Raw genomic sequence first — 25,717 nt, 5'->3', positions numbered from 1 at the left:
ATGGACAAACAACAATTTTATTACGACAACAAAATTGTAAGAAACTTTCTCTATGCCTCAATAGCATTCGGTGTCATTGGGATGTTAGTAGGGCTTTTAGTTGCTTTCTTATATTTATTTCCGCATTTAACTGATGGAATACCTTGGTTAAGTTATGGTAGATTAAGACCACTTCATACAAATGCAGTAATTTTTGCATTTGTTGGAAATGGTGTTTTTGCTGGATCTTATTATTCTATGCAAAGACTTTTAAAAGCAAGAATGTATAGTGATTTCTTAAGTAAGTTAAATTTTTGGGGTTGGCAACTTATTATATTAGGAGCTGCTATTACGCTTCCATTGGGTTATACTTCTTCTAAAGAGTATGCAGAATTAGAATGGCCATTCGATATTGCAATAGCAATTGTTTGGGTTGCATATGGTATAAACATGATTGGAACTATTATTAAAAGAAGAGAAAGACATATATATGTTGCAATATGGTTTTATATTGCCACATTTGTTGCTATTGCGTTGTTACATATTTTTAATAACTTGGAAATTCCGGTAAACTTTACAACTTTAAAAAGTTACTCTGTATACGCTGGTGTTCAAGATGCATTGGTACAATGGTGGTATGGGCATAATGCGGTGGCGTTTTTCTTAACTACACCAATCTTAGGTTTGATGTATTATTTTGTTCCAAAAGCAGCTAATCGTCCAGTATATTCTTATAGATTGTCTATTATTCACTTTTGGTCTTTAATCTTTATTTACATTTGGGCTGGACCTCACCACTTATTATATTCTACATTACCTGATTGGGCTCAAAATCTTGGAGTTGTATTCTCTGTAATGTTAATTGCTCCATCTTGGGGTGGTATGATTAATGGTTTATTAACTTTAAGAGGTGTTTGGGACAAAGTTCGTACAGATGCTGTATTAAAATTCTATGTGGTAGCTATTACTGGTTATGGTATGTCAACTTTTGAAGGACCAATGTTATCTCTTAAAAATGTTAATGCTATTGCTCACTTTACAGATTGGATCGTAGCTCACGTTCACGTAGGTACATTAGCTTGGAATGGATTTTTAACTTTTGGTATGATATATTGGTTAATACCAAGACTAACTAAAACTAATTTATTTTCAGATAAACTTGCTAATTTTCACTTTTGGATTGGTACTTTAGGTATCATTCTTTATACTCTTCCAATGTATGTTGCTGGTTTTACTCAAGCTTCAATGTGGAAACAATTCAATCCCGATGGAACTTTAGTCTATGGAAATTTCCTTGAAACAGTTACTCAAATAATGCCAATGTATTGGATGAGAGCTATAGGAGGAACATTATATTTGATTGGTATTATAGTCTTAGTTTATAATGTTATACAGACTGTTAGACAAGGTTCTCCTGTTGAAAATGAATTGGCGGAAGCTCCAGCTCTTGTTAGAATTAGTCCAAGACAGATGAAAGGTGAAGGATGGCACGCTTGGTTAGAAAGAAAACCAGTACAATTTACATTGTTAACAACATTAGCTGTTGCTGTTGGAGGAATTGTCCAAATTGTTCCAATGTTAGTCGTAAAATCTAATATTCCAACAATTGCTGCAGTAAAACCTTATTCACCATTAGAACTTCAAGGTAGAGATCTTTATATTAGAGAGGGTTGTAATAATTGTCATTCTCAGATGATTCGACCTTTCCGTTCAGAAGTTGAGCGATATGGAGATTATTCTAAATCTGGGGAGTATGTTTATGATCACCCATTCCTTTGGGGATCTAAAAGAACAGGTCCAGACTTGCATAGAGTTGGAGCAAAATACAATGATAACTGGCACTTTAATCATATGTGGGATCCAAGAAGTACTTCACCTGGTTCTATAATGCCAGGATATAAATGGATGTATGATAACAAAGCAATGGACAATTCTTTGATTGAAGATAAAATGAAAGTTATGGTAACTTTAGGTGTTCCTTATTCAGATAGTGATATCAAAAATGCCTTAAAAAGTATTGATGAACAATCGTCTAAGATTGAGAAAAATCTTTATAACGATCCTGATTTTGTTAAGTCATATGAAGATAGTAAGAAAAATGCGGCTGTAAAAGGAGAGGCTTTTGTTCCAATGAAAGATAGAGAAATTGTTGCTTTAATTGCTTATTTGCAAAGATTAGGAACTGACGTAAAAGTTAAAAACAATAACAATTAATTACTATGTTAAAGTTTGTAAAACATAATATGGAGACAATAGATGGGGTTGCAATATATCCCATCATTTCACTGTCAATTTTCTTTGTTGTATTCGTTTCTTTCTTCATATGGGCTATGACTTATAAAAAAGATGAAATTAAGGAATTGAGTGAATTACCACTAAACGATTAATAATTTATAAAAATTTTAAAATGAAAAAATTAATCCCATCATACGTTAGAGTTCCTTTAATTTTTGCTGTAGTTTTTGCTGCATTGGAATTCTTTATTGATTCAGGTGATCAGCCTGCATTTATAAAATACCCTATGGTATCATTATTCTTGGCAGTATTCATGTTTTTATTAATTGCAATTGAAATTGTAGTTAGTGCTGTTGATAAAGTTACTTATCATTTATTAACAGAGGAACAGAAAAAACAAATAGAAGATGTCCAAAAAATACCATTTACTGAAGGTGAGTTTTATCAAGGTTTATTGAGAAAATTAACACGTTCTAAAGATATTGAGCAAGAATCTGATGTATTGTTAGACCATGATTACGATGGCATTCGTGAATTAGATAATGTTTTACCTCCTTGGTGGGTAAATTTATTCTACGCTTGTGTCATTTTTGCTATTGTTTACCTTGTTCGTTTTCATATTGTTGGTGACTACGATCAAAAACAAGAGTTTGAAACTGAGATGGAGGTTGCTAAAGCTGATATAGAAAAGTTTAAAGAAACTTCTCCTGATGTTTTTGATATGGAAAAAGTTACTCAATTAACAGATGCTGCCAGTTTAGCAAAAGGAAAAGAAATTTTCACCAATGTTTGTGTTGCTTGCCATAGAGCTGATGGAGGAGGTCAAATAGGACCAAATCTGACAGATGAATATTGGATATTAGGTGGCGGTATCAAAAATGTTTTTCACACATTAATGGAAGGTGGTAGAGAAGGTAAAGGAATGGTAGCATGGAAAACTAGCATGAAACCTGCAGATTTGCAAAAAGTAGCAAGTTATGTTTTAAGTCTTCAAGGTTCTAAACCTAAAGATCCTAAGCCAACAGAACCCGAAGCAAAAAAATATGTTGAAGAAAACACTACTAAAGATGCTAAAGCTCCAGTTGCTGATAGTACTAAAGTAGATACTAAAGCAGTAGCTGTTAAATAAATCTAATGAAAAGGTTTTGAGCATAATCTCAAAACCTTTTCATCTTAGGGTTGTCAAAATGCAATTGATTTAACCAAAAATAATAATAAAATGTCAAAATTGCCAGACGATAGTTTCAGAGATACAATCTCTACTATTGATGAAGAAGGGAAAAGATCCTACATATTTCCCAAAAAACCTGTAGGAAAGTTTTATGATAAAAGAAAGTTACTAAGTTATTTTTTGTTAGCTTTTTTATTGAGTGCTCCATTTATTAAAATAAATGGTAATCAGTTTATGATGTTCAATGTGATTGAAAGGAGATTTAATATATTTAGCTTTCCTTTTTGGCCTCAAGATTTTCATCTTTTTGTTATTTCTATGATAACTGGAGTTGTTGGTTTAGCTCTTTTTACAGTTGTTTTTGGAAGAATATTTTGTGGTTGGTTTTGTCCTCAAACTATTTTTATGGAAATGGTTTTTAGAAGAATTGAATATTTAATAGATGGTGATAGAGCACAACAAATAAGATTAGCAAAACAAGATTGGGATGCTGAAAAAATAAGAAAGAGAGTAACTAAATGGATTGTCTTTTTTATAATTTCTTTCATTATTGCGAATGTATTTTTGGCATATTTGATAGGTAGTGATAAGTTGATTGAATTTATTAAAGAAGGACCAACAAATAACATAAGTACACTTATTGCTTTATTAATCTTTACTGGTGTTTTCTATTTTATTTATGCATGGTTTAGAGAACAGGTTTGTATAATAGCATGCCCATATGGTAGAATGCAAGGTGTTCTTTTAGATAATAAGTCGATAAATGTTGCTTATGACCACGTAAGAGGCGAAGGTGAAACAGGTAGAGCTAAATTTAATAAAAATGAAGATAGAGCTGCTTTAGGAAAAGGTGATTGTATCGATTGTAAAGTTTGTGTTCATGTTTGTCCAACAGGAATTGATATAAGAAATGGTACTCAATTAGAATGTATTAATTGTACTGCTTGTATCGATGAATGTGATACGATTATGGAGAAAGTTGGTTTGCCAAAAGGACTCATAAGATATGCTAGCGAGGATGAAATCGTAAAGAAAGAGAAGTTCAAACTTACTACAAGAATGAAAGGTTATATTGCAGTTTTAGCTATATTAACTGGAGTTTTAGTAGGTATGTTATTTCTTAGAAATGATGTAGAAGCAACAATTCTTCATTTACCTGGTCAATTGTTTCAGCATAAAGGAGAAAAGCTAAGTAATGTTTACACTTATAAAGTGGTTAATAAGACTGAGCATGGTTTTGATAATGTAACTTTCAAATTGATTGATCCCAAAGGAGAAATTAAATTGGTTGGTTCTCCTTCATTTAAAGTTCCTAGACAAGGTTTAGCTCAAGGTACTTTGTTTATTGAAATTCACCCAGCATTTTTGTCAGGAGATAAAACAGAATTGAAAATAGAAGTGTATAATGATAAAAAACTGATAGAAACAACAACAACCAATTTTATTGGTCCAAGGAATTTCAATTAGAAATAAGATTATAATTATTTTAATAAAATAAAGTTATGAAAATCAATTGGGGAACAGGAATAGTAATTGCATTTGCGCTTTTTATGAGTTTTATCTTATTCTTTGTTTTCAAAGTGCAATCCGATAGTAAATATGACAACGAATTAGTGGTTGAAAAATACTATTTGAAAGAACAAACATTTGAAAAACAAATGGAAAAAGAGCAAAATGCTCACGATATGTCTGAAGCAGTAAAAATTACTACTTCTGAAAATGGAATAATGATAGCATTTCCTGATGGATTTGATATCTCAAAAATAAATGGAAAAGTGTCCTTATACAGACCGTCAAACAAAAAATTAGATTTTGAAATTCCTATTTCATTATCTAGTCCACATTTGCTCATACCTAAAAGTAATTTGGTTGGCGGTCGTTGGGACATTTCTATAGATTGGTCTTATGAAGGCAAAGAATTCTTAAGTAAAGAAACTATTTTATATTAACAAGCGTCATGCTTTACTCAGCTCTTATATTCGGATTGATTAGTAGTTTGCACTGTATTGGTATGTGCGGTCCAATTGCTATGATGTTGCCTGTTGATAGAAGTAATCCAACAAAAAAAGTAATTCAAATAATGCTGTATCAAATAGGAAGATTATCTGCCTATGCATCATTAGGACTTATTTTTGGAATATTGGGTAAAGGATTTTACATGGCTGGTATCCAACAACACATATCAATAATTGTTGGAATTTTAATGATTTTAATTGTATTAATTCCTGAGCGATTGTTCATGAAATATAATTTTTCTAAACCAGTTTATAAGTTACTATCTAATGTAAAAACAAGTTTGGGAAACCAATTTAAAAGAAAATCTCCGGATGCTCTTTTTACCATTGGATTGTTAAACGGATTTCTCCCATGCGGATTGGTTTATGCTGCTCTCTTTGGAGCCATAGCCATGCAAAATGTAACTTTAGGTGTAACCTATATGTTGCTTTATGGATTGGGAACCATACCAATGATGAGTGCTGTAGTTTATATCTCTAATTTCTTATCTATTCCATTACGAAGTAAAATGCAAAAGATAATTCCTTTAGTTACTGTTATTATCGGAACGCTCTTTATTTTAAGGGGATTAGGATTAGATATTGCCTACCTATCACCAAGTAATATGAATTTGTTTGTGCAAGCAAATGCAAATTGTCATAATTAATTAACTAAACACAAACTATTATGGAAAGACATAATTTAATCCACGAGTTTCCTGAATTTCAGGATAAAATCCACCTATTAAAAGTTGAAGATACTCATTTTAGAAAAATATTCGATGAATATCACGAATTAGAACATAGAATTCACAATATCAATACTGGTGAAGAAATTGTAATAGATGAATATGCTCACGAGTTAAAAGCAAAGTTACTAAACCTTAAAGACAAGATTTATTCTTACCTTAATAGATAGTAATTTTTATTTTGGGTTTTAAGTAAAGCACGTTGTTAGACGTGCTTTTTGATTTTGTATTATTGTTCAAACATTTTAAAAGAATCTACTTACAATCAAAGCTAAAATAACTTTCATAATTACTAACTTTTTAATTAGTAAAATATACTAGTTTTATACTAATTTCGTTATCGATTTAATACCAATATTTCAATGTATAAAAAACTCCTTTTTCCGCTAGTTGTGTTGTTATTTTTATCTTGCGAAAGTAAAAAGAAGCATGATGTCATTAAGTCTTTTTGCTATTGGAAAACCGATAGTTATTTTGGACAAGAAGAAGATTCTCTTGCCAAACAAATGAATCTAAAGCACATGTATGTGCGCTTTTTTGATGTCGATTGGAATCCGTATGCAGAAGAAGCCCAACCTGTGGCAACGATTTATAATATTCGAATTACAGATAGTTTAAAAATTACACCAAGTATTTTTATAACTAATGATGTGCTTTTAAATTCGTCAAAACCTCAATTGGATATTTTGTCGGAACGAATAGTTGCTCGTATCAATAAAATAATTGGTAAATATCAAGACGAGAAAGTTAGCACTATCGCATACAAAGTTATGGCTAAAGGATATAAGAATAAAGCTGTATATGATAGTCCAAGTCAAGATTTAATTGATTCTATTTCAAAAGCTGAAAAACCAAAATTCGAAAGAGACATTCAAGAACTTCTTTTTGATTGCGATTGGACCGAATCATCTAAAGAGAATTATTTTTATTTATTAGAAAAATTGAAATCAAAATTTTCTAATTATAAAATTGCTTCAACCATTCGACTTTGGCAATATAAATACTATGAAAAAGCTGGAATACCTCCAGTAGATAAAGGACTTTTAATGTGTTACAACATGACAAATCCAACCGAATATAAAACCAAAAATTCTATCGGTACAAGTGATGAATTAGCAGATTACATCACGCATGATAAATATCCATTAGAATTAGATATTGCTTTGTCTTTGTTTAGTTGGTCCGTTTTATTTCGTGGTGGCGAATTTAAAGGTGTTGTTTCCGATTATCAAGAATTTGAAAAAAGCCCAACAATTTTCAAAAAAACGGATGATAACAAATACACTTTGCAAGATGACATTCAAATAGGAAATTTCTACGCAAGAAATGGTGATGAAATAAAAATTGAAAAAATTTCAGATAAAGAAATTGACGATATGATTGATATAATTAAAGATAAAGTAAAGATTTCAAACACTACTAAAGTTACCTTCTTTTCATTCGATAAAAAATACATAAACGATTATGGAGTTCAAAACATATCCAAGTATTATGAAAGTTTTTAGTTCTTTTTTTCTGTTATTTAGTATTCAAGTTTTTGCTTGTGGATGGAGTGAAACTCCTGAAACAACTCGTTTAGCGTTATTTCGTGCCGAGCGAATTAATAATATTAAGTTAAGACCATTTTGCTATTCTGCCGATTATTATATGTCTGTAAAAGAAGGAAAAAATGCCGATCAAATTAGAAATTGTAAAGAATGGCAAGCCAAACTTGGTAACCAAATTTCTATTGATGACATTTATGAAATTCTTTACAATACTGAATCTGAAAAGTTTGAAAATGCCTCTAAATCTAAAGTTTTACAAAATGTATTTAAAGACAATTCCTTTATTGAAGCATTGGCTTTACCAAAGAACAAATTGTTTTTTGAGTATATTTCATTAGCCAAAAAGATTGAATATAACAATTTAGGCAGAAATAAATGGGAATCTTGGGATGATATTCAAGTAGATTATTATCATGAAAAATCTAAAGTGAAAGCGGTAATTTCAAATTTCAAAAATAAATTGCAATCTACTAAAGACGCTTTTCTAATTAAAAGATATGCATTTTTATTGTTGCGATATGATTTTTACAACAATGGAACTTCTAAAGAAATTGAAGAGTTGTATCAAAAGTATTTTACTTCTAAAGACAATTCTATTTTGAATCCTTGGGCAATGCATTATTTTGCTATGTCTATAGAAGATAAAGCATTAAGAAATTATTATTTAAGTAAAGTCTTTGTTTCATGTGATGAAAAAGCATTTGCTGTAATGCTAAATTTTGATGATAAAATCATTGAAGAAACATTAAAATATGCTAAAAACGATTTTGAAAAAGGAATAATTTTGGCATTAAAATGCATGAGAAATCCATCACCAGCTTTAAAAGACTTGAAGGAAATTCAACAATTAATTCCTCAAAGTGAGTATTTTAGTTTTCTTGTTGGAAGAGAAATCAACAAATTAGAAGATTGGATTTTTACTCCAAAATATACCGAAAATTCTCCATCAGTGGTTTTTGAAACTCAAGATTGGTATACCGATTATGAAAAAGCCAAAAAAGTAAACGAAATTAAAGATTTAGCTTACTTAAACGAGCTGAAAGAGTTTTTAATTGTAATTCAATCCCAAGCTGTTGGTGAGCAAAAAGATTTTTACAACACAGCCATATCACAATTATGTTTTATAAACGATGAAATAGATCTAGGCAAGCAATATTCCGATAAAATTTCTGCCAATGCGAATGCTAGTATTCTACTTCAAAAGCATATTCAATTGGCTTTAATAGCTCTAAAACAAGTAAATATCTCTGATGAAAAAACGAAACAAATTCTATTCGAAAGTTTCAATGCTATTGAAGATATTGTAGAAAATGATGCCACACTTTTTAAAAGTATGTATTCTCTATATCGCATTGCAAGTAAACAATATTTAGATAAAAAAGATGCTGCAACTGCGGGTTTATTGTTTTTAAAATCAGAAAACAAGAAGACATATTCAGATAATTTTGGTGGATATTATAGCTATTATGAAGACCAATACTACTATTATTACATAGGTTATTTCGAGCGTTTTGCAAAAGAAAAAGATATTGATAACCTGATGGGATTAATTCAAAAAGATAACAAAACGCCTTTTGAAAAATACATTTGCTCTGGTACAACATATCAAGATATTAATGCCTACAAAGATGTAAAAGGAACGCTTGCTTTTAGAAATAATAATCTAGAATTAGCTCAAAAAACTTTTGCTGAAATTCCGAAAGAGTTCTATGAAAAAAATTATGAATTTAAATACTATTTAAATGAAAATCCTTTCATTCCAAAGGTTTTAGTTTATGGAACAAAGGAAAGAAAATATGATTATAAATTTGACAAAGCCAATTTTGTAGCTACATTAATTAAGTTGAAAAAACAAAATACTGCCGAAAGCAATTTGAAATTAGCTCATGCTTATTACAATGTGTCTTCAGTTGGAAACGCTTGGATGATGACAGCTTATGGTTTGTCTTCGGGTGAATATAGTTTTGCAGATTATGTTTTTGGTGGCAATAGAGTAGATAAAGAAGTAACATTTCAAAATGGGAATTTCTACAATCTTGAAATGGCAAGTCAATACTATCAAAAAGCATTGCAGTTAGCTAAAAATAAAGAGATAAAAGCAATGGCAAGTTTAATGATTTTTGAATGTGATTTAACCAAGCATTATTCCTTCGCACAACCTTATGAGGAAAATCCGAAGCCATTTATTGCAGGAATTGAAATTAAAAATTTCTTAACTATTTATAAGAATACTAAAACTTACCAACAATACAATTGTCCATTATTAGAACAGTTTATAAAGTAATTTAAAAAAAAATAAGGGAATTAAAATCAATTTTTTAATTCCCTTATTTTATTATAATTTTGATAATCATACAGTCATTGAAAATAATTCTGTTTGTGGTGCATTTCTTTTTAAGCGTAAATCAAAAGCCATACAAATGTTTCTCACAAATGGTTTACCTTTTTCTGTAACTTGTATTGATTGGCTTGTAATTTTTACCAAACCATCAGTTTCTATTTCATGAAGTTGATTGATGATTTCAGGTAATTCAGGAAAAAAGTCACTATCATTTTTCCATGAAGTTTCAAATTGGCACATCAAATTTAGAATGTGTTTTCTAATAATTAAATCTTCATCAGTTAGAATATGACCACGAAAAACAGGCAATTCATTAGCATCTAGTCTTTTGTAATAGTCTTCAATAGTTTTCTCATTTTGAGCAAAACTATACCAACTATCGCTTATAGAAGAAACACCAAGTCCAATCATCAATTGTGTTTTAGAAGATGTGTATCCCATAAAATTGCGATGTAAATTTCCTTTTTGAAAAGAATCATACATGCTGTCGGTTTCTAAAGCAAAATGATCCATCCCAATTTCATGATAATTATTCTGTGATAATCGATTTTTTCCTGCTTCATACAATTGACGTTTTTCATCGTCTTTTGGTAAATCTTCACCTTTAAATCCGCGTTGTCCGTTACCTTTTATCCATGGCACATGAGCATAACTATAAAAAGCCAATCTATCAGGTGATAATGATTTGGTTTTATCAATCGTATCAATTACATCATTCAAAGTTTGAAATGGTAATCCAAATATTAAATCGTGACCAATGGAAGTATAACCAATTTCTTTGGCCCAAAAAGTAACTTTCGCCACATTATGAAACGGTTGAATTCTATGAATGGCCGTTTGAACTTTACTAGAATAATCTTGCACACCAAAACTAACTCTTCTAAATCCTAAATCATAAAGTGATTGTAAATGTCTTCTTGTGTTGTTATTTGGATGACCTTCGAAACTAAATTCGTGTTCTTTTGCTTTGACAGCACGAGTGAAAATTCCGTTGATTAAAGCTTCTAAATTTTCTGGTGAGAAGAAAGTAGGTGTTCCGCCACCAAGATGAATTTCTTTGATAATGGGTTTATTTGGTAACAAATCGCAATATAAATTCCATTCTTTTAAAACAGCTAAAATATAAGGATTTTCAACTTCGTGGTTCTTTGTTATTCGTTTATTGCAGCCACAAAAGGTGCACATGCTTTCGCAAAAAGGCAAATGAATATATAAGCTAATACCTTCAGCAGCATTAGATTCGTTGAATGATTTTATAAAAGTACTTTTCCATTGTTCCAATGAAAATAAATTTTCTTCCCAATAAGGAACCGTCGGATAACTAGTATATCTTGGCCCAGGAACATTATATTTTTGAATTAAGGAAATTGACATGATGGTCTACTTTTAAGTTTCAAAAGTAACCTGATAAGTATTATAAAAAAATGATAATTGTCATATGGGAAAGAACAGAAAATAGAAATGAGAAGAGATATTTTATTTTGTGTAAAAAAAGAAATAAAAAAAACTACCTAAGTAGTTTTTTAATTTTATGATTAACAGTTATTCAGCTCGTGTACCATTTCGTTGGTTATAGACGGAAATTTGGAAAATCTCTATATTCTAAATGCTGTTGCGCCAACTTGGCAAATCATAATTGAAGTTTTAATTTTCAATTACCAAAGTTAGTTTAAGAATTGACAACATATTTTACATTATAAATTGTTATTGTTGTAAATTATAATTGAGCTATAAAAAAAGCTCACCGATTAAAGTGAGCTTTCGTTTTATTTATTCAAATTTCTAATTTGTTTCAACTTATCTTTCCAAGAAACTAAATCTTCTTTATGTCGTTCAATTGTTTTTCTAACTTCAGTTACAATTGAATTTTCTTTCTTAGCATTCTTAGTGTTTTGGAAGAACTGAATGTTGTTTTCTAATTGGAAAATTTCATTTTGAACTTCATCAATTTTTCTCATTATGAAGATTCTTTCATTATCCAATTTTCTACTGTCTTCAGAACCTGCGATGTTATCCAAACGATTAGCAAAACGCAATTGCTCGCTTTCTTTTTTGCTTGAACTTAATTTTTCAAACAAAGCATCTAGAATTTTATTGAATTTTCCTTCTACATGTCTTCTGTTAAAAGGAACTCTTCCAATAGATTTCCATGCTTCAATGTGCGCTTTTATGGCATCCAAATCGGTTTTGTGATCGCCAACTAATTCAAAAGAACGCAATGTTTCTAAATATTCTTTTTTCTTTTCAAAAGCAGCAACTTCTTCAGCATTTTCTTCTTTTTTACTGTCTTTCAAACGCTCAAAATAATGATTACAAGCCGCTTTAAATTCATCCCAAAGTTTATCAGAAAACTTTCTTGGTACGTGTCCAACTTGTTTCCAATCTTCTTGAATTTGCTTCATTAAAGGCGTTGTAGCAGCAAAATCTTCGCTTTCTTTCAATTCGTTCGCTCTATCAACAAGTGCTTGTTTTTTACTTAAATTATCGTTTTGATCTTTCTTAATGTCTTTGTAGAAAGAGTTTTTCAAAACATTAAAATCACGAACTGCATTTTTAAATTTTGCCCAAGTTGCTTCATTTACTTCATTAGGAACTTTTCCTGTAGCAAAGAATTGATTTCTTAATGCTTCCACTTTTACAATTTGGTTCAACCAAGCTTGGTGTGAATCTACTTTCTCTTGAGCTAAAATTTCAAGTTGAGCAATGATTTCGTTTTTCTTTTCAAGGTTATCGGTTTCTTTTGCTCTAAAACTTTCGTAAAAAGTTTCGCGTTTGTCGTGCATTTGTTTGGTCAATTCACTGAATTGTTTCCATAATTCTTCACGATTTTCTCTAGAAACTGGTCCGATATCTTCTTTCCAAATACGGTGTAAATCTTGCAATTCACGGAACGATTTGTTGATGTCAGTTTCATTAATTAATTCACCAACACGAGCTATAATTTTGTTTTTTAATTCTAAATTATGTTTGAATTCTTGATCACGTGCATCTCTATCTAAGTGCAAGAAATCGTAAAAATTCTCAATGTGAAAATGATAATTATTCCAAACGTGATTGTATTTATCTTTTGGAATTGGTCCAGCATTTTTCCAACGTTCTCTAATATCATTTAACTGTTTTAGAGCATTGGCAATATTTCCTGTCGAATTGTTTACCAAGTTTTTTAACTCTTCTACAATCGTCATTCTGTTTTCTAAATTCGCTTTCAAATTGTTTTGAAGCGATTTAAAATGTACATTTTTCTTATCTCTGTATTGATTGTATAATGAATCGAATTTTGTTTTTAATGGAAAACTATAATGAAAATCCTCAGTAGTATCTGGATTTTCAGCGTGAAATTCATCTTTCTTTTCATCCATAAAGTGATGAAATTTAGACAAAAATGCTTTTTTAACTTCTTCAACATGTTCGCGAACCGACATTACTTGGTCAGTGGCAACAAGTGTTTCCAACTCTTCGACCAATTTTTCCATTGGCAAAGCTTCGTAGTCTTGCAACGGAATATCATAACGACCTTTTACTGTTTCATCTTCGCTTTCTTCTGCATTCGCATTGGCAATAGCATTAATTGCAAAATCATTTGCATCTTCTAAAACCATAGAATCGTCAGCAACTTGTTCGTCTGTTAATTCAATAACATTTTCAACAATCTCTTCATTTGTGTTCTCGATTGTAGGAACTTCTTCAGGTGTTTCTGTAATTTGTTCACCTACAAGGTCTTCAACTTCTAAAACTGTTTCTTGTTCATTTTCAGCTACTAATGGCGCTTCAACTTCGGTATCAGGAACCAATTCAACTGCATTTTCAATAGCTTCTGCAATTGCTTCAACTTCTTGATTTTCAGTTTGAATAGCTTCTTGAGAGGCATTGTTTACGTTTCCATCTGTCTCGTTTTCGTTAACTGACAGGTTATCATTCTTTTCTTCTAACATTTGCTTAAATGTGTAAGGTTATACAATATTTTCCTTTTTGGAGGGCGAAAGGTAGTAAAGTAGCATCAAAAATCAAAGAAAATCAATGGTTTCTGTTGGTTTTATTTCAAAAAAATAAATTTTAAATGATATTATTTTTCATTTGAAGTGGAAAAAAACTCAATTTCTTTTTTAGAATTTTTTGTGTCAAATGGATGGTTCCAATTATAACATTTATCCTCAAACGGACCGAAAAGGAATGATAGAATTGAAATTATTCCAAAAGTCATGATAATGAAGTTACTAATTTTCCTTACCATTTTGGGAATTTCAATTTTGTTAAGAAGTATGATAATTAAATAGAAGGACACTATTCCAACAATCAAATTACCAAATAATCCAAGTAAATAAACATTTTGTTCCATAGAGTTTACCCAAGGAACACTTGTTTTACAAATAAGTGGAAACCCAAATAAATTTGGTTCATGTTCGTGGTGGTTTTCTAAAATTGTTCGGAAAGTAATAACATTAAATTCAATAACAAATGAAGTAATGAAAAACGAAAGAAGTAGATGATATCTGTTGATTTTCATACTTATTTATTCCAAATGGTCCAAGCTTTTTCAGCTTGAAAAACCAACATTTCGTAGCCGTTTTTAATAGTTGCGCCTTTTTTCTTGGCTTTCTTTAAAAACTGCGTTTCTTCAGGATTGTAAATTAAGTCAATAGCAATGTGCTTTTCTGTAAAAAACTCATACGGAATTGGTGGAAATTCCTTTGTGTTTGGACTGGTTCCAAGTGGTGTGCAATTGATTATTATTTGATAATTATCAAATGTTGTGGTATTTACTCTGTTGTAATCAATAGCATTTTCAGTTGCTTCTCTTGAAACAAAAGTATAAAAAATTCCGAGTTTATCTAAAGCAAACGCAACTGCTTTTGAAGCACCGCCAGTTCCAAGAATTAATGCTTTTTTATGATGTAGTTGGAGTAGTGGTTCTAATGCTTTTTTAAAACCATACCAATCAGAATTATAACCTTTTAGATTTCCTTTTTTGGTAAAACGTATCACATTCACTGCTCCAATTCTGAACGCTTTATCCGACATGGTGTCAAGAAATGGAATAATTGCTTCTTTGTAAGGTATAGTTACGTTTAAACCTTTTAAATCTGGATTATTTTTCAATATATTCGGAAATTCTTCAATACTTGCAATATCAAAATTCTCATAAGTACAATCATCAAAAAGTTCTTTTGAAAATTTTTCTGTAAAGTATTTTTTTGAAAAGGAGTAGGAAATGTCTTTTCCAATTAATCCGAATTTTTTATTGGTTTCCAAGGTTATTTTAATTTAAAAAACCATTAAGAAATTTAAGTAATTAAGTAAAAATGCTTAATGTTTCTTAAATACCTTAATGGCTTGTTTGCAATAGTATTGTTTTTATTTATAGTGCTTTTTAATCAAACTCTGAACTTTTTTGATAGTCCAAACAGTTGGAAATAATTCTTCTATTAAAGTATGATTATTGAAGTTCAAACGCAAAGCATTACTCAAATGAAATGTTCCTTTTTCGGTATCATTTAGCATAAAATAAAATCCTGCCAAACGGTATTCAATTTGATACTCTTCAGGGAAAAATTCGGTAGCTTGCAGCGATGTCATAACAGCAGAATCAAATTCACCTAAAAACTGCAAAATATCAACCCAAAACAACCAAGTGTCTAAATGGTCATCACCAAACTCAATCGCTTTTCTAAAACCAAGTTCGGCTTCTTCATAGAAATTCATGGCTTCATTTATTGTTGCAAAACGTTTCCAATAAGCACGATTTTGGTCGTCAATGGCTAAAGCTTTATTTACATAAAACAAAGCTTTTTGATAATTTTTCTGACGCACATAAAAATCAGTAATTGCAATCCAACCTTTGTCTAATAAAGGATCTTCGTGAACTGTTTTGTTGAAATATTTTAATGCTTCCGCTTTATTACCTAATTTTTCGTGACATTTTCCAATGCGTAGCAAGGCATAAGAAGTTGGATCATTTAAATCAATGGTTCTTTGGTAGTTTTCAATTGCTTCTTCGTAACGCTTAAGTCGTTCTAGCGCTTTACCATTTTCCATGAAAGCACCCATAAATTCTTCGTCAATATATGTTGCATATTCAAAAGCACGCACGGCATTTACATAATCTTTCAGTCCATAATACAAGCGACCTTTTTGATGCCAAGCAATTTCTGAATAAGGATTTCTATCAATGTAGGTTTTAAGATATTCAATGGCTTCCGCATTTTGATCTAAAAATTCGTAGCAATAAACCACATTATAAAGTGCCGATTGGTCTTCAATATCTACTTCTAAACAACTTTTAAAATTCTCTTTTGCCTTTTCAAGGTTGTCCATAAACAGATATTCCATACCAATTAGGTTATAAACATCGGCTAAATCTTCGGTATATTTTAAAGCTTCTTGAAGGAGTTCAACCGCTTTTACGTGGTTATCTCTCTTAGAATATATATTAGCTTTTTGGATAAAAATTTCTTCGTTCGTTGGCTCTATTGCATACAATTCGTTAAGCATCTTTTCAGCTATTTCGAGTTTGTCATCATACACCAACATTTCTACTTGAACTAGCTTTAAACCAGTCGATTTAGGATGTTGTTCAAGTCCTAATTTTAAAGCTTTTTTAGCTAAATTAGCTTTGCCCATATCAAGATAATGAAGAATAATTTCTTCAAATTCTTCTGAATCAAAAAAGAAAACTTTATTGGTTTTCAACATGGATTCAAACTTCGATAAGGATAGATTGTAGTCTTCTTCGTCGTGATCCAAATGCATAGCTTTTTGTTTAAAATTATCCTTAATAAAAGTAGTTAACTAATATCGTTATTTAAGGAAAACTGATTTTTGTTTTGAACAATTTAATTAACAGAAAAAATGTTTCAGATTTTAACTATTGATTTTTTTGAATATCATCCATAACCTCCAAAATAATTTTGCAACCTTCTCTAATTTCTTCTTCAGAAATGGTTAATGGTGGCGTAATTCGGATGGCTTTTCCTTCAAACAATAACCAAAACAGAATCAATCCTTTGTCTTGACAACGCAAAATTACCTGATTTGTTATTTCTTCATCAGATGTCATTGCGGCTAGCATCAATCCTTTTCCTCTAACTTCTTGTATCAAAGGATGTACCAAAAGTGCTCTAAAAAGTTTTTCTTTTTCTAAAGATTGTTTGGCGTAGTCTTTTTCTAAAACTTCTTGTAGTGTTGCCAAACAAGCGGCAGCAATTACAGGATGACCACCAAAAGTTGTAATATGTCCTAATTTAGGATCGTGACTTAATAAATCCATGTGTTTTTCGTTGGCGATGAAACCACCAACTGGCATTCCGCCAGCCATTCCTTTTCCGATAATCACCACATCTGGAACGACATTGTAGTTTTCAAATCCAAATAATTTTCCAGTTCTTCCAAAACCAGGTTGGATTTCGTCTACAATCATTAAAGCTCCAACTTCTTCACAACGTTTTTTAACTTTAGCCAAAAAATCATTTTGAGGTTGAATGAAACCAGCGCCACCTTGAATACTTTCGAGAATTATTCCAGCAGTTTTGGTCGTTATTTTTTGTAAATCATCTTCATTATTAAAAGTGATGAAATCAACATCGGGAATTAACGGACGAAAAACTTGTTTGCGTTCTTCAAATCCCATGACGCTCATCGAACCCATCGTATTTCCGTGATAAGCATTGTGACACGAAATCAATTGACTTCTTCCTGTAACACGTCTAACGAGTTTTAACGCACCTTCACAAGCTTCTGTACCTGAATTTACTAAATAAACTTTATTGAGTTCTTTGGGTAAATTTTCAACTAATAATTTGCAATATTGAACCGCTGGACTTTGAGAATATTCGCCATAAACCATTACATGTGAATATTTGTCCAATTGATCTTTTATAGCTTGATTTACACGTGGATGTTGATGACCAAGCGAGCAAGCCGAAACTCCAGCAACAAAATCTAAATATTTTTTATTGTTAGTATCGTAAATATAAGAACCAATTGCATGCGAAACCTCCATTCCTAATGGATAAGGTGATGTTTGTGCTTGGTATTTTAAAAAATCGTTCAATTTAATATTGGTATAAAGTCAATTTTTTATTGACTAATTTATCTTTGGCAAATTTATGAAATTAGAGTAAGCACAAATGTTTATTAAGATTTTTTTATTAGTAGTTTGAAATGATTTTCAAATTTTTATATTTGTTGAATCATGTTACGTAAATAGTACTCATTATGAAGAAAGTCTTATTGTTCGCTTTGATTGGATTATCACTAACTGTCAATGCTCAAAATAAAAAAAGTAAATCAACCGCCAAAAATAAAAAAGTTACCATTGTGGATAATAAAAAAGTGACTCCAGTAGAGAAAAAGAAAGTTGTATATCAGGTTTTTACAAGATTGTTTGGAAATACAAATACAGCCAATAAACCTTGGGGAACAATAGAAGAAAATGGAGTAGGGAAGTTTAACGACTTTACTGACAAAGCTTTGCAAGAAATTAAAGGTCTTGGAGTTACGCATATTTGGTACACAGGAGTTCCACACCATGCTTTGGTGAGAGATTACACCAATATTGGAATTTCAAATGATGATCCAGAAGTAGTTAAAGGTAGAGCTGGTTCACCTTATGCTGTTAAAGATTATTATAATGTAAACCCAGATTTGGCTATTAATCCGGCGAATCGTTTGCAGGAATTTGAGGCTTTAATTGCTCGTACTCACAAAAATGGTCTGAAACTATTGATTGATATTGTACCCAATCATATTGCTAGAAAATATGAAGGAAAAAATAATCCAAAAGGAGTGAAAGACTTTGGAGCTGAAGACAATATATCGGTTGAATATGATAGAAATAACAACTTTTACTACATTCCAGAACAACGATTTGAAGTGCCAACATCAGATGATTATCGTCCTTTGAATGGAGAAAGCAATCCGTTGATTGATGGTAAGTTTGAAGAATATCCTGCAAAATGGACTGGAAACGGTTCACGTTTGGCAAAACCAGACATCAACGATTGGTATGAAACGGTAAAAGTAAATTACGGAATTCGTCCTGATGGTTCTAAAGATTTTCCTGAACTTCCAAATGGTTTTGAAAAGAAATCTTATAAAGAACATTTTGAATTTTGGAAAGATAAAGACGTTCCAAGTTCATGGATAAAATTTAGAGATATTGCTTTGTATTGGACAGCAAAAGGAGTAGACGGTTTCCGTTACGATATGGCGGAAATGGTTCCTTACGAGTTTTGGAGTTATATGAATTCGGCCATCAAAATGAAAAATCCGAATGCTTTTCTATTGGCAGAAGTTTATAATCCGAATGAATATAGAAATTATATTTTCTTAGGAAAAATGGATTATTTGTATGATAAAGTTGAAACTTATGATCATTTAAAAGCCGTTATTCACGGAAAAACAACTCCAGATGGATTGACTGATATTCAAAACAGAATGAGAGATATTGAGCATCATATGTTGCATTTCCTTGATAACCATGACGAACAGCGATTGGCAAGTCCAGAATTTGCTGGAAGTGGTGAAAAAGGAAAACCTTTAATGGTTATTTCTACTACTTTGAGTTCTTCGCCAACGATGGTTTATTTCGGACAAGAAGTAGGTGAGGCAGGAAACGAAGATGCTGGTTTTGGTAGACGTTCTAGAACTTCAATTTTTGATTATGTAGGCGTTCCTAATCACCAACGATGGATGAATAATGGGAAATTTGATGGAGGTCAATTTTCTAAAAGCGAAAAAGAACTGAGAGATTTTTACAAGCGTTTATTGAATTTCACTATTAAAAGTGAGGCGTTGATGGGTAAATTTCAAGAAATTCAGTCTGTGAATAGACAGGAAACTTCAAATTATGGTCAAAATGTGTATTCGTTTGTACGCTGGTCAGCGAATGAAAAACTGATTATCGTGTCTAACTTATCGCCAGATATTAACGAAATGTTTGATTTAAAAATTCCAGCCGATGTTATTAAGGAATGGAAACTTAAAGATGGAACGTATTTGTTAACAGAACAACTTTATGGTGTTGCTCATACTTTAAAAGTAAGCAATGGAGTAGGAATTGTAAAGATAAGTTTGAAAGGCAGTGAGAGTTTTATTTTGAAGCTGTAATTGATAAATGTTGATTTAAATGTACTCAATTGAAATAAATAAAGGGTTTTCTATTGAACTAGATAGAACAAATTGGAAGTTAGAGTTTAGAGGCTATCACAACGGACTACCTCTTTATGAATCAATAGGCGGAATAGTTACTGCTATTGCAATTGTTAATAAACCTGCAATTGAAGTAAATGCAAAATATATTTCCGAAAAAAATCATTTAGTAGGACCAATTATGATTCCTAATCAGAGAATTTATAGAAATATGGGTCCAAATGGTCCTGAAAAATGTTTTTGGTTTTTTTCAGAGGAAACAATAAATCAATTTCAAATTAATTTTAATGGTGAAATAAAGATTGGTCATTAGTTGAATTATTAATATTTATTTTTAGTAAGATGTATCTCTATTTGGTTTACGAGTTCATTAAAATTATAACCAGGTCTAACTTCAATTAAATTCACATTATTTTCATCACATTTTTTTTTCTTAAGTTTATCTCGTTCTTGATTTTTTAAAAATGCAGACTCACCACCAAAAAACTCTACAGGTTTGTCGTGTTGAGTTCCATGATATTCTATAGCTAATTTAATGTCTGGAATCCAAACATCAAAGTGTTGTCTGCCCAAAAAATCTGGTTTTCCATGTTGTAGTACTTTTAATTCAGTAAATCTATTTTTAATTTTATAGAATAACTCTGTTTCACTAATATATCCTTCACCTATTGGTTTTGCTCCCATGGATACCCTAAGTTCATTTTCAACTTCTCTTAGCAGATTTGAACAAACGTTACCAATTATATATGTCATTTCTTCATTTGAAATTTTACCTTTTTTATTTTTGAAATTTTCAAGTTCTTTCGTTTTTAATTTTATTAATTCAAAGTATTGGTAATAGTCTTTTCTCTTTAAAGTTGAATTTATTTCACCATCTTCATTGATGATATAAAATTGTTCTAAAAATCCATTTGGATAAATAATATTTAAATGGTTATTAAGAAACTCTAATATTCTATCAAAGTTATCTTTTCCAAAATTTGTTAAAGGATGAGCAGAAAAAAGATGCAGAGAATATATATGTTTTGAGTTGATGATATTTTTTTTAAGTTTGCTTCTTAGTTTTATTAAGGATTTTATTAATTTTATTTCTTGTATATATGTTTTGCCTATTATCTTATTCAGTTCGATTAATGCTTCATCATAATAACCCATTTGCATAAGATTTTTAAAAAATAAATCTGCTGAACCATAAGGATCTTTTAGTTTTAACCACCAATGTTGTTTTCTTGCAAATTCAACATTTTTATGAGCAATAAAATCATCTGTAATTAACTTTCGTAACTTATGAATTCCTATATGCTTATTACAAACTTCTCTAAATTCTTCTCTTGAAATCATATTTAATTTTTATAATCAACGATTAAAATATAACTAAACAAATTTATCTAACAATTAAATTTTATTTATTATTTGATACTCGAAAAAAAATCCCAAACTTAAAATTTGGGATTTCTATTTATTACTTCAAAATAGTCTGTTTTCTATCAGGTCCAACGGAAACTATTTTTATAGGTACTTCTACTTCTTTTTCTATAAATTCGATGTAGTCTTTTAGTTCTTTTGGCAAACTATCAAAAGTAGTTAAACCAGTTAAATCGGCTTGCCATCCTTTGAATTCGGTGTAAATTGGTGTTACGTTTTCTTCTTCAATGTTGTATGGTAAATGTTGGATAACTTCGCCTTTATAGTTGTAAGCTGTAGCAACTTTCAAAGTTTCAAATCCTGATAAAACATCGCCTTTCATCATCATTAATTGCGTTACGCCATTAACTTGAATTGCGTATTTCAAGGCAACTAAATCTAACCAACCGCAACGTCTTTTTCTTCCAGTTACTGAGCCAAACTCGTTTCCTACACTTGCCATTACATCACCAGCATCGCCAAAATCTTCTGTAGGAAATGGTCCAGAACCTACACGAGTGGTGTAAGCTTTGAAAATTCCGTAAACTTCTTTGATTTTATTTGGTGCAATTCCTAAACCAGTACAAGCTCCAGCAGCAGTTGTATTAGATGATGTTACAAATGGATACGTTCCAAAATCTACATCTAATAATGAACCTTGTGCTCCTTCGCAAAGAATTGATTTTCCTGCTTTTTGTGCTTGTGCCAAATATTCTTCGCTATCTATAAAAGTTAGTTTTTGTAAATCCTTGATGGCATCAAAGAATTCTTTTTCAAGTTCGGGTAAATTATATTGAATATCAACGTTATAGAAAGCAATCATAGCCTCGTGTTTGTCTGCCAAAGCTCTGTAACGTTCTTTAAAATCTTCTAATTCGATATCACCAACACGAATTCCGTTTCTACCTGTTTTGTCCATATAAGTTGGTCCAATTCCTTTTAAAGTAGAACCAATTTTAGCTTTACCTTTTGAAGCTTCAGAAGCGGCGTCAAGTAATCTATGCGTTGGAAGAATTAAATGTGCTTTTCTCGAAATGATTAATTTAGATTTAATATCCAAATTGAATTTTGCCAAACCATCGATTTCACTTTTGAAAACTACTGGATCGATAACGACACCATTTCCAATAATATTGATATTGTTATCATGAAAAATTCCAGACGGAATAGTTCTCAAAACGTGTTTTATTCCGTCAAATTCTAAAGTATGTCCAGCATTTGGGCCACCTTGAAAACGTGCAATAATATCGTATTTTGAGGTAAGTACGTCAACGATTTTTCCTTTTCCTTCGTCACCCCATTGTAATCCGAGTAGTAAATCTACGGTCATTGTGTTGTTGTTTATTGTTTGTAGTTAGTTTGTTGAGACAAGGCAATGCCTTGTCTGTACTTATTCTTTTTTCTTATTTGCGTAAAAATATAAGGAGTGATTAGTGATTTCGATACCAAAAATTTCTTCCATAGTTTTTTTAATAGTTTGAATCCTTGGGTCACAAAACTCAATTACTTCACCAGAATCGGTCATAATAATATGATCGTGTTGTTTATCAAAATAAGACTTTTCGTAATGCGCTTGATTTTGACCAAATTGGTGTTTTCTAACCAAGCCGCAATCTAAAAGTAATTCGATGGTGTTGTAAAGCGTTGCTCTTGAAACACGATAGTTTTTATTTTTCATTTTGATGTACAAATTTTCTATATCAAAATGTTCTTGACTATTATAAATTTCTTGAAGAATAGCGTAGCGTTCAGGCGTTTTACGGTGTCCTTTGTTTTCAAGATAGGCAGTAAAAACGTTCTTTACTGTTTCTTGATTTTTTGTATTATCTGATGCTATTTGTGTCATAATGCGCAAAGATAAATTATAGTTTATAAGTATGAAACTTTATGAGTTTAAAAGTTATAAACTAGTTGTTGATAATCTTGTTAGTTCTTGTAAACCCTTGAAACTTTTTCGATACCATCAATTTTTTTAATGTTATCAATTAGTTTTTTCAGGATGGTATTATTTTGTACAACTACCGTCACTTGACCATTAAAAATTCCAGCTTCACCACTCAAGGAAATGCTTTGAATATTTACGTGCATTTGATTTGAAATTACTTTTGTAAGTTCATTAGTCAATCCTAAAGTATCCATTCCGGTAATTTTCAATACGGCTTTAAATTCTTGTTGTGAAGAGTCAATCCATTTAGCAATCATGATTCTGTAGGCATAATTTGATTGTAATGCAATAGCATTTGGACAGTCTTTTTTATGCACTTTTATACCTTCATTAATGGTTACAAATCCAAATACTTCATCACCAGGAATTGGATTACAACAACTTGATAATTTGTAATCTAATCGGTCTTGTTCTTTTCCAAAAACCAATAAATCATAATTACTGGTTAGTTCTTGCCTATTGATGTCTTCAACATTAGAATTTGGAGAACGTTTGATTTTATTTTTAAAGAAATTGATTAGTGTATTACTTTTTTGAGCAGCAAAATCTTTTAATTGTTGATTTTCAATAGCGCCAATTCCGACGCGATAAAATAAATCTAAACTTGTTTTTAGTTTGAAAAAGTTTACCAATTCATTTACAACAGTTTCATTTAAAGTAATTTTTAAATGCTTTAATTTTCTTGTAAGAAGTTCTTTTCCTTCTTCGGCTATTTTCTTGGTGTCTTCATTAAGAACACTTCTGATTTTGTTTTTTGCTCTTGAAGTGGTAACATATTCTAGCCAATGCATTGTAGGTTTTTGATTAACTGAGGTTATCACTTCAATTTGGTCTCCACTTTTCAATTCGTGGTTTAGTTGTACTAATTTTCCATTAACGCGAGTTCCTCTTGTTTTAATTCCAATTTCGGAGTGAATACTGAATGCAAAATCTAATGAAGTGGCACCTTTTGGTAATGATTTAATTTCACCTTTGGGTGTAAAGACAAAGATTTCTTTAGCATAGAGGTTCATTTTGAAATCCTCAACAAAATCAACTGCATTGGTTTCAGAGTTTTCTAGTGCTTCTTTTAGTAGGTTTAGCCAAACATCCAAACCATTTTCTTCGGTTGCACCTTGTTTGTATTTGTAATGCGCTGCGTATCCTTTTTCGGCAATTTCATCCATTCGTTCACTTCGCACTTGAATTTCTACCCAGCGACCTTTTGGTCCCATTACAGTGATGTGGAGTGCTTCATAACCAGATGATTTTGGCGATGAAATCCAATCACGTAAGCGACTAGGACTCGGACGATAATGATCGGTAATTATGGAATAAATTTTCCAAGCCAAGAATTTTTCGTCGTGAGCATTGGATTTGTATATAATTCGTAACGCAAATTTGTCATAAACTTCATCAAAACTGACATTTTGAGCCAACATTTTACGTCGAATGGAGTAAATTGACTTTGGGCGACCTTTTATCACATAATCTACACCTTCTTCATTCAATGATTTTTTTAATACATCTGAAACCAATTTGATGTATTCATCTTGCTCTTCTTTGGTTTCTTTTATCTTGCTTACAATATCATTATAAACAGCAGGTTCGGTATATTTTAATCCCAAATCTTCCAATTTGGTTTTAATATTGTATAGTCCTAAACGATGGGCAAGAGGAGCGTAGATATATAATGTTTCCGAAGCAATTTTGACTTGTTTGTAATCGGGCATTGAATCCATAGTTTGCATATTGTGCAATCTATCGGCTATTTTGATAAGAATTACTCGTACATCATCGTTCAATGTAAGCAACATTTTACGAAAATTTTCAGCTTGCATTGAGATGTTCAAGTCTTTCTTTACTTGAGATATTTTAGTTAATCCAGCTACAATTTGTGCAATTTTTGGATTAAACATTTTTTCAATGTCTTCTATAGTAATTTCTGTATCTTCAACAACATCATGCATTAAGGCTGCAGCTATACTTGTTGGCCCGAGTCCGATTTCAGAAGCAACAATTTTAGCAACACCAATAGGATGAAATATATAGGCTTCACCAGATTTTCTGCGTTGGTCTTTGTGTGCATCAACAGCTACATCAAATGCTTTACGTATGAGTTTCTTATCTTCAGGTGTAAGTGTTTGATAACTAATGCGAAGTAACTCCTTGTATTCCCGTGCTAATGCTTTTTTTTCTTCTTCTAAATCGATCTCTGTCATAGCAA

21 protein-coding genes are annotated in these 25,717 nt (G+C 31.0%); 11 read left to right on the top strand and 10 right to left on the bottom strand.

Annotation, left to right across the window (positions count from 1 at the left end; translation table 11 throughout):
- From ccoN to ABD771_RS06370, 9 genes are all read left to right on the top strand, one after another.
- The gene (ccoN, locus tag ABD771_RS06410; RefSeq protein ID WP_345092302.1) at window positions 1-2,193 is read left to right on the top strand and encodes a cytochrome-c oxidase, cbb3-type subunit I; all 2,193 of its coding nucleotides are present in this window, start codon (window positions 1-3) and stop codon (window positions 2,191-2,193) included.
- Between the two features lie 5 nt (window positions 2,194-2,198).
- A complete protein-coding gene (locus ABD771_RS06405; RefSeq protein WP_345092298.1) occupies window positions 2,199-2,366 on the top strand; it encodes a CcoQ/FixQ family Cbb3-type cytochrome c oxidase assembly chaperone in 168 nt (55 codons plus the stop codon).
- A 20-nt stretch (window positions 2,367-2,386) separates the two neighbouring features.
- Window positions 2,387-3,343: a cbb3-type cytochrome c oxidase N-terminal domain-containing protein gene (locus tag ABD771_RS06400; RefSeq protein ID WP_345092295.1), complete on the top strand. Its 957-nt coding sequence runs from the start codon at window positions 2,387-2,389 to the stop codon at window positions 3,341-3,343.
- 90 nt (window positions 3,344-3,433) lie between these two features.
- Entirely contained in the window at window positions 3,434-4,852 is a 1,419-nt protein-coding gene (gene ccoG / locus ABD771_RS06395) for a cytochrome c oxidase accessory protein CcoG (protein WP_345092292.1), read from the top strand.
- A gap of 35 nt (window positions 4,853-4,887) precedes the next feature.
- Entirely contained in the window at window positions 4,888-5,334 is a 447-nt protein-coding gene (locus ABD771_RS06390) for a FixH family protein (RefSeq protein ID WP_345092289.1), read from the top strand.
- Window positions 5,335-5,342: 8 nt separating this feature from the next.
- Window positions 5,343-6,047, top strand: coding sequence for a sulfite exporter TauE/SafE family protein (locus tag ABD771_RS06385; RefSeq protein ID WP_345092286.1), 705 nt, complete (start codon window positions 5,343-5,345; stop codon window positions 6,045-6,047).
- 20 nt (window positions 6,048-6,067) lie between these two features.
- The gene (locus ABD771_RS06380) at window positions 6,068-6,298 is read left to right on the top strand and encodes an HP1242/YdcH family protein (RefSeq protein ID WP_345092283.1); all 231 of its coding nucleotides are present in this window, start codon (window positions 6,068-6,070) and stop codon (window positions 6,296-6,298) included.
- A gap of 192 nt (window positions 6,299-6,490) precedes the next feature.
- Window positions 6,491-7,633 carry a hypothetical protein gene (locus tag ABD771_RS06375; protein WP_345092280.1) on the top strand — a complete coding sequence of 381 codons (1,143 nt, stop codon included), beginning with the start codon at window positions 6,491-6,493 and terminating at the stop codon, window positions 7,631-7,633.
- Window positions 7,593-9,959: a hypothetical protein gene (locus ABD771_RS06370; protein WP_345092276.1), complete on the top strand. Its 2,367-nt coding sequence runs from the start codon at window positions 7,593-7,595 to the stop codon at window positions 9,957-9,959. The genes ABD771_RS06375 and ABD771_RS06370 overlap by 41 nt, the downstream gene beginning before the upstream one ends.
- Before the next feature lie 66 nt (window positions 9,960-10,025).
- Here the strand turns inward: ABD771_RS06370 and hemN are convergent, their stop codons facing one another.
- From hemN to ABD771_RS06340, 6 genes are all read right to left on the bottom strand, one after another.
- Window positions 10,026-11,390 (bottom strand): oxygen-independent coproporphyrinogen III oxidase, encoded by a 1,365-nt coding sequence (gene hemN / locus ABD771_RS06365; RefSeq protein ID WP_345092273.1) that lies wholly within the window; start codon window positions 11,388-11,390, stop codon window positions 10,026-10,028.
- A 392-nt stretch (window positions 11,391-11,782) separates the two neighbouring features.
- Window positions 11,783-13,948, bottom strand: coding sequence for a DUF349 domain-containing protein (locus ABD771_RS06360; RefSeq protein WP_425556452.1), 2,166 nt, complete (start codon window positions 13,946-13,948; stop codon window positions 11,783-11,785).
- Between the two features lie 131 nt (window positions 13,949-14,079).
- The gene (locus tag ABD771_RS06355; protein WP_345092270.1) at window positions 14,080-14,520 is read right to left on the bottom strand and encodes a hypothetical protein; all 441 of its coding nucleotides are present in this window, start codon (window positions 14,518-14,520) and stop codon (window positions 14,080-14,082) included.
- A 2-nt stretch (window positions 14,521-14,522) separates the two neighbouring features.
- Complete coding sequence (locus tag ABD771_RS06350) at window positions 14,523-15,266, bottom strand: shikimate dehydrogenase family protein (RefSeq protein WP_345092267.1); 744 nt, start codon at window positions 15,264-15,266, stop codon at window positions 14,523-14,525.
- Window positions 15,267-15,368: 102 nt separating this feature from the next.
- A complete protein-coding gene (locus ABD771_RS06345) occupies window positions 15,369-16,763 on the bottom strand; it encodes a tetratricopeptide repeat protein (protein WP_345092262.1) in 1,395 nt (464 codons plus the stop codon).
- Between the two features lie 115 nt (window positions 16,764-16,878).
- Entirely contained in the window at window positions 16,879-18,012 is a 1,134-nt protein-coding gene (locus tag ABD771_RS06340; protein ID WP_425556454.1) for an aspartate aminotransferase family protein, read from the bottom strand.
- A gap of 215 nt (window positions 18,013-18,227) precedes the next feature.
- Here ABD771_RS06340 and ABD771_RS06335 point away from each other — a divergent pair, with 215 nt between their 5' ends.
- The gene (locus ABD771_RS06335) at window positions 18,228-20,120 is read left to right on the top strand and encodes an alpha-amylase family protein (protein ID WP_345092256.1); all 1,893 of its coding nucleotides are present in this window, start codon (window positions 18,228-18,230) and stop codon (window positions 20,118-20,120) included.
- A gap of 19 nt (window positions 20,121-20,139) precedes the next feature.
- Complete coding sequence (locus ABD771_RS06330) at window positions 20,140-20,475, top strand: hypothetical protein (protein ID WP_345092253.1); 336 nt, start codon at window positions 20,140-20,142, stop codon at window positions 20,473-20,475.
- Window positions 20,476-20,483: 8 nt separating this feature from the next.
- Here ABD771_RS06330 and ABD771_RS06325 read toward each other — a convergent pair whose 3' ends face one another.
- From ABD771_RS06325 to ABD771_RS06310, 4 genes are all read right to left on the bottom strand, one after another.
- Window positions 20,484-21,503, bottom strand: coding sequence for a hypothetical protein (locus ABD771_RS06325; RefSeq protein WP_345092251.1), 1,020 nt, complete (start codon window positions 21,501-21,503; stop codon window positions 20,484-20,486).
- Between the two features lie 121 nt (window positions 21,504-21,624).
- Entirely contained in the window at window positions 21,625-22,896 is a 1,272-nt protein-coding gene (locus ABD771_RS06320; RefSeq protein WP_345092248.1) for an adenylosuccinate synthase, read from the bottom strand.
- A gap of 60 nt (window positions 22,897-22,956) precedes the next feature.
- Window positions 22,957-23,412, bottom strand: coding sequence for a Fur family transcriptional regulator (locus ABD771_RS06315; protein ID WP_298302572.1), 456 nt, complete (start codon window positions 23,410-23,412; stop codon window positions 22,957-22,959).
- 80 nt (window positions 23,413-23,492) lie between these two features.
- On the bottom strand, window positions 23,493-25,712 hold the full coding sequence (locus ABD771_RS06310) for a RelA/SpoT family protein (RefSeq protein WP_345092245.1): 2,220 nt from the start codon (window positions 25,710-25,712) through the stop codon (window positions 23,493-23,495).
- Window positions 25,713-25,717 lie beyond the last annotated feature (5 nt).

The sequence above is a fragment of the Flavobacterium chungnamense genome (genome assembly GCF_039539165.1).
GTDB lineage: Bacteria > Bacteroidota > Bacteroidia > Flavobacteriales > Flavobacteriaceae > Flavobacterium > Flavobacterium chungnamense.
Note: the sequence above shows the minus strand (reverse complement) of the source record. Positions and strands in the feature narration are given on the sequence as shown.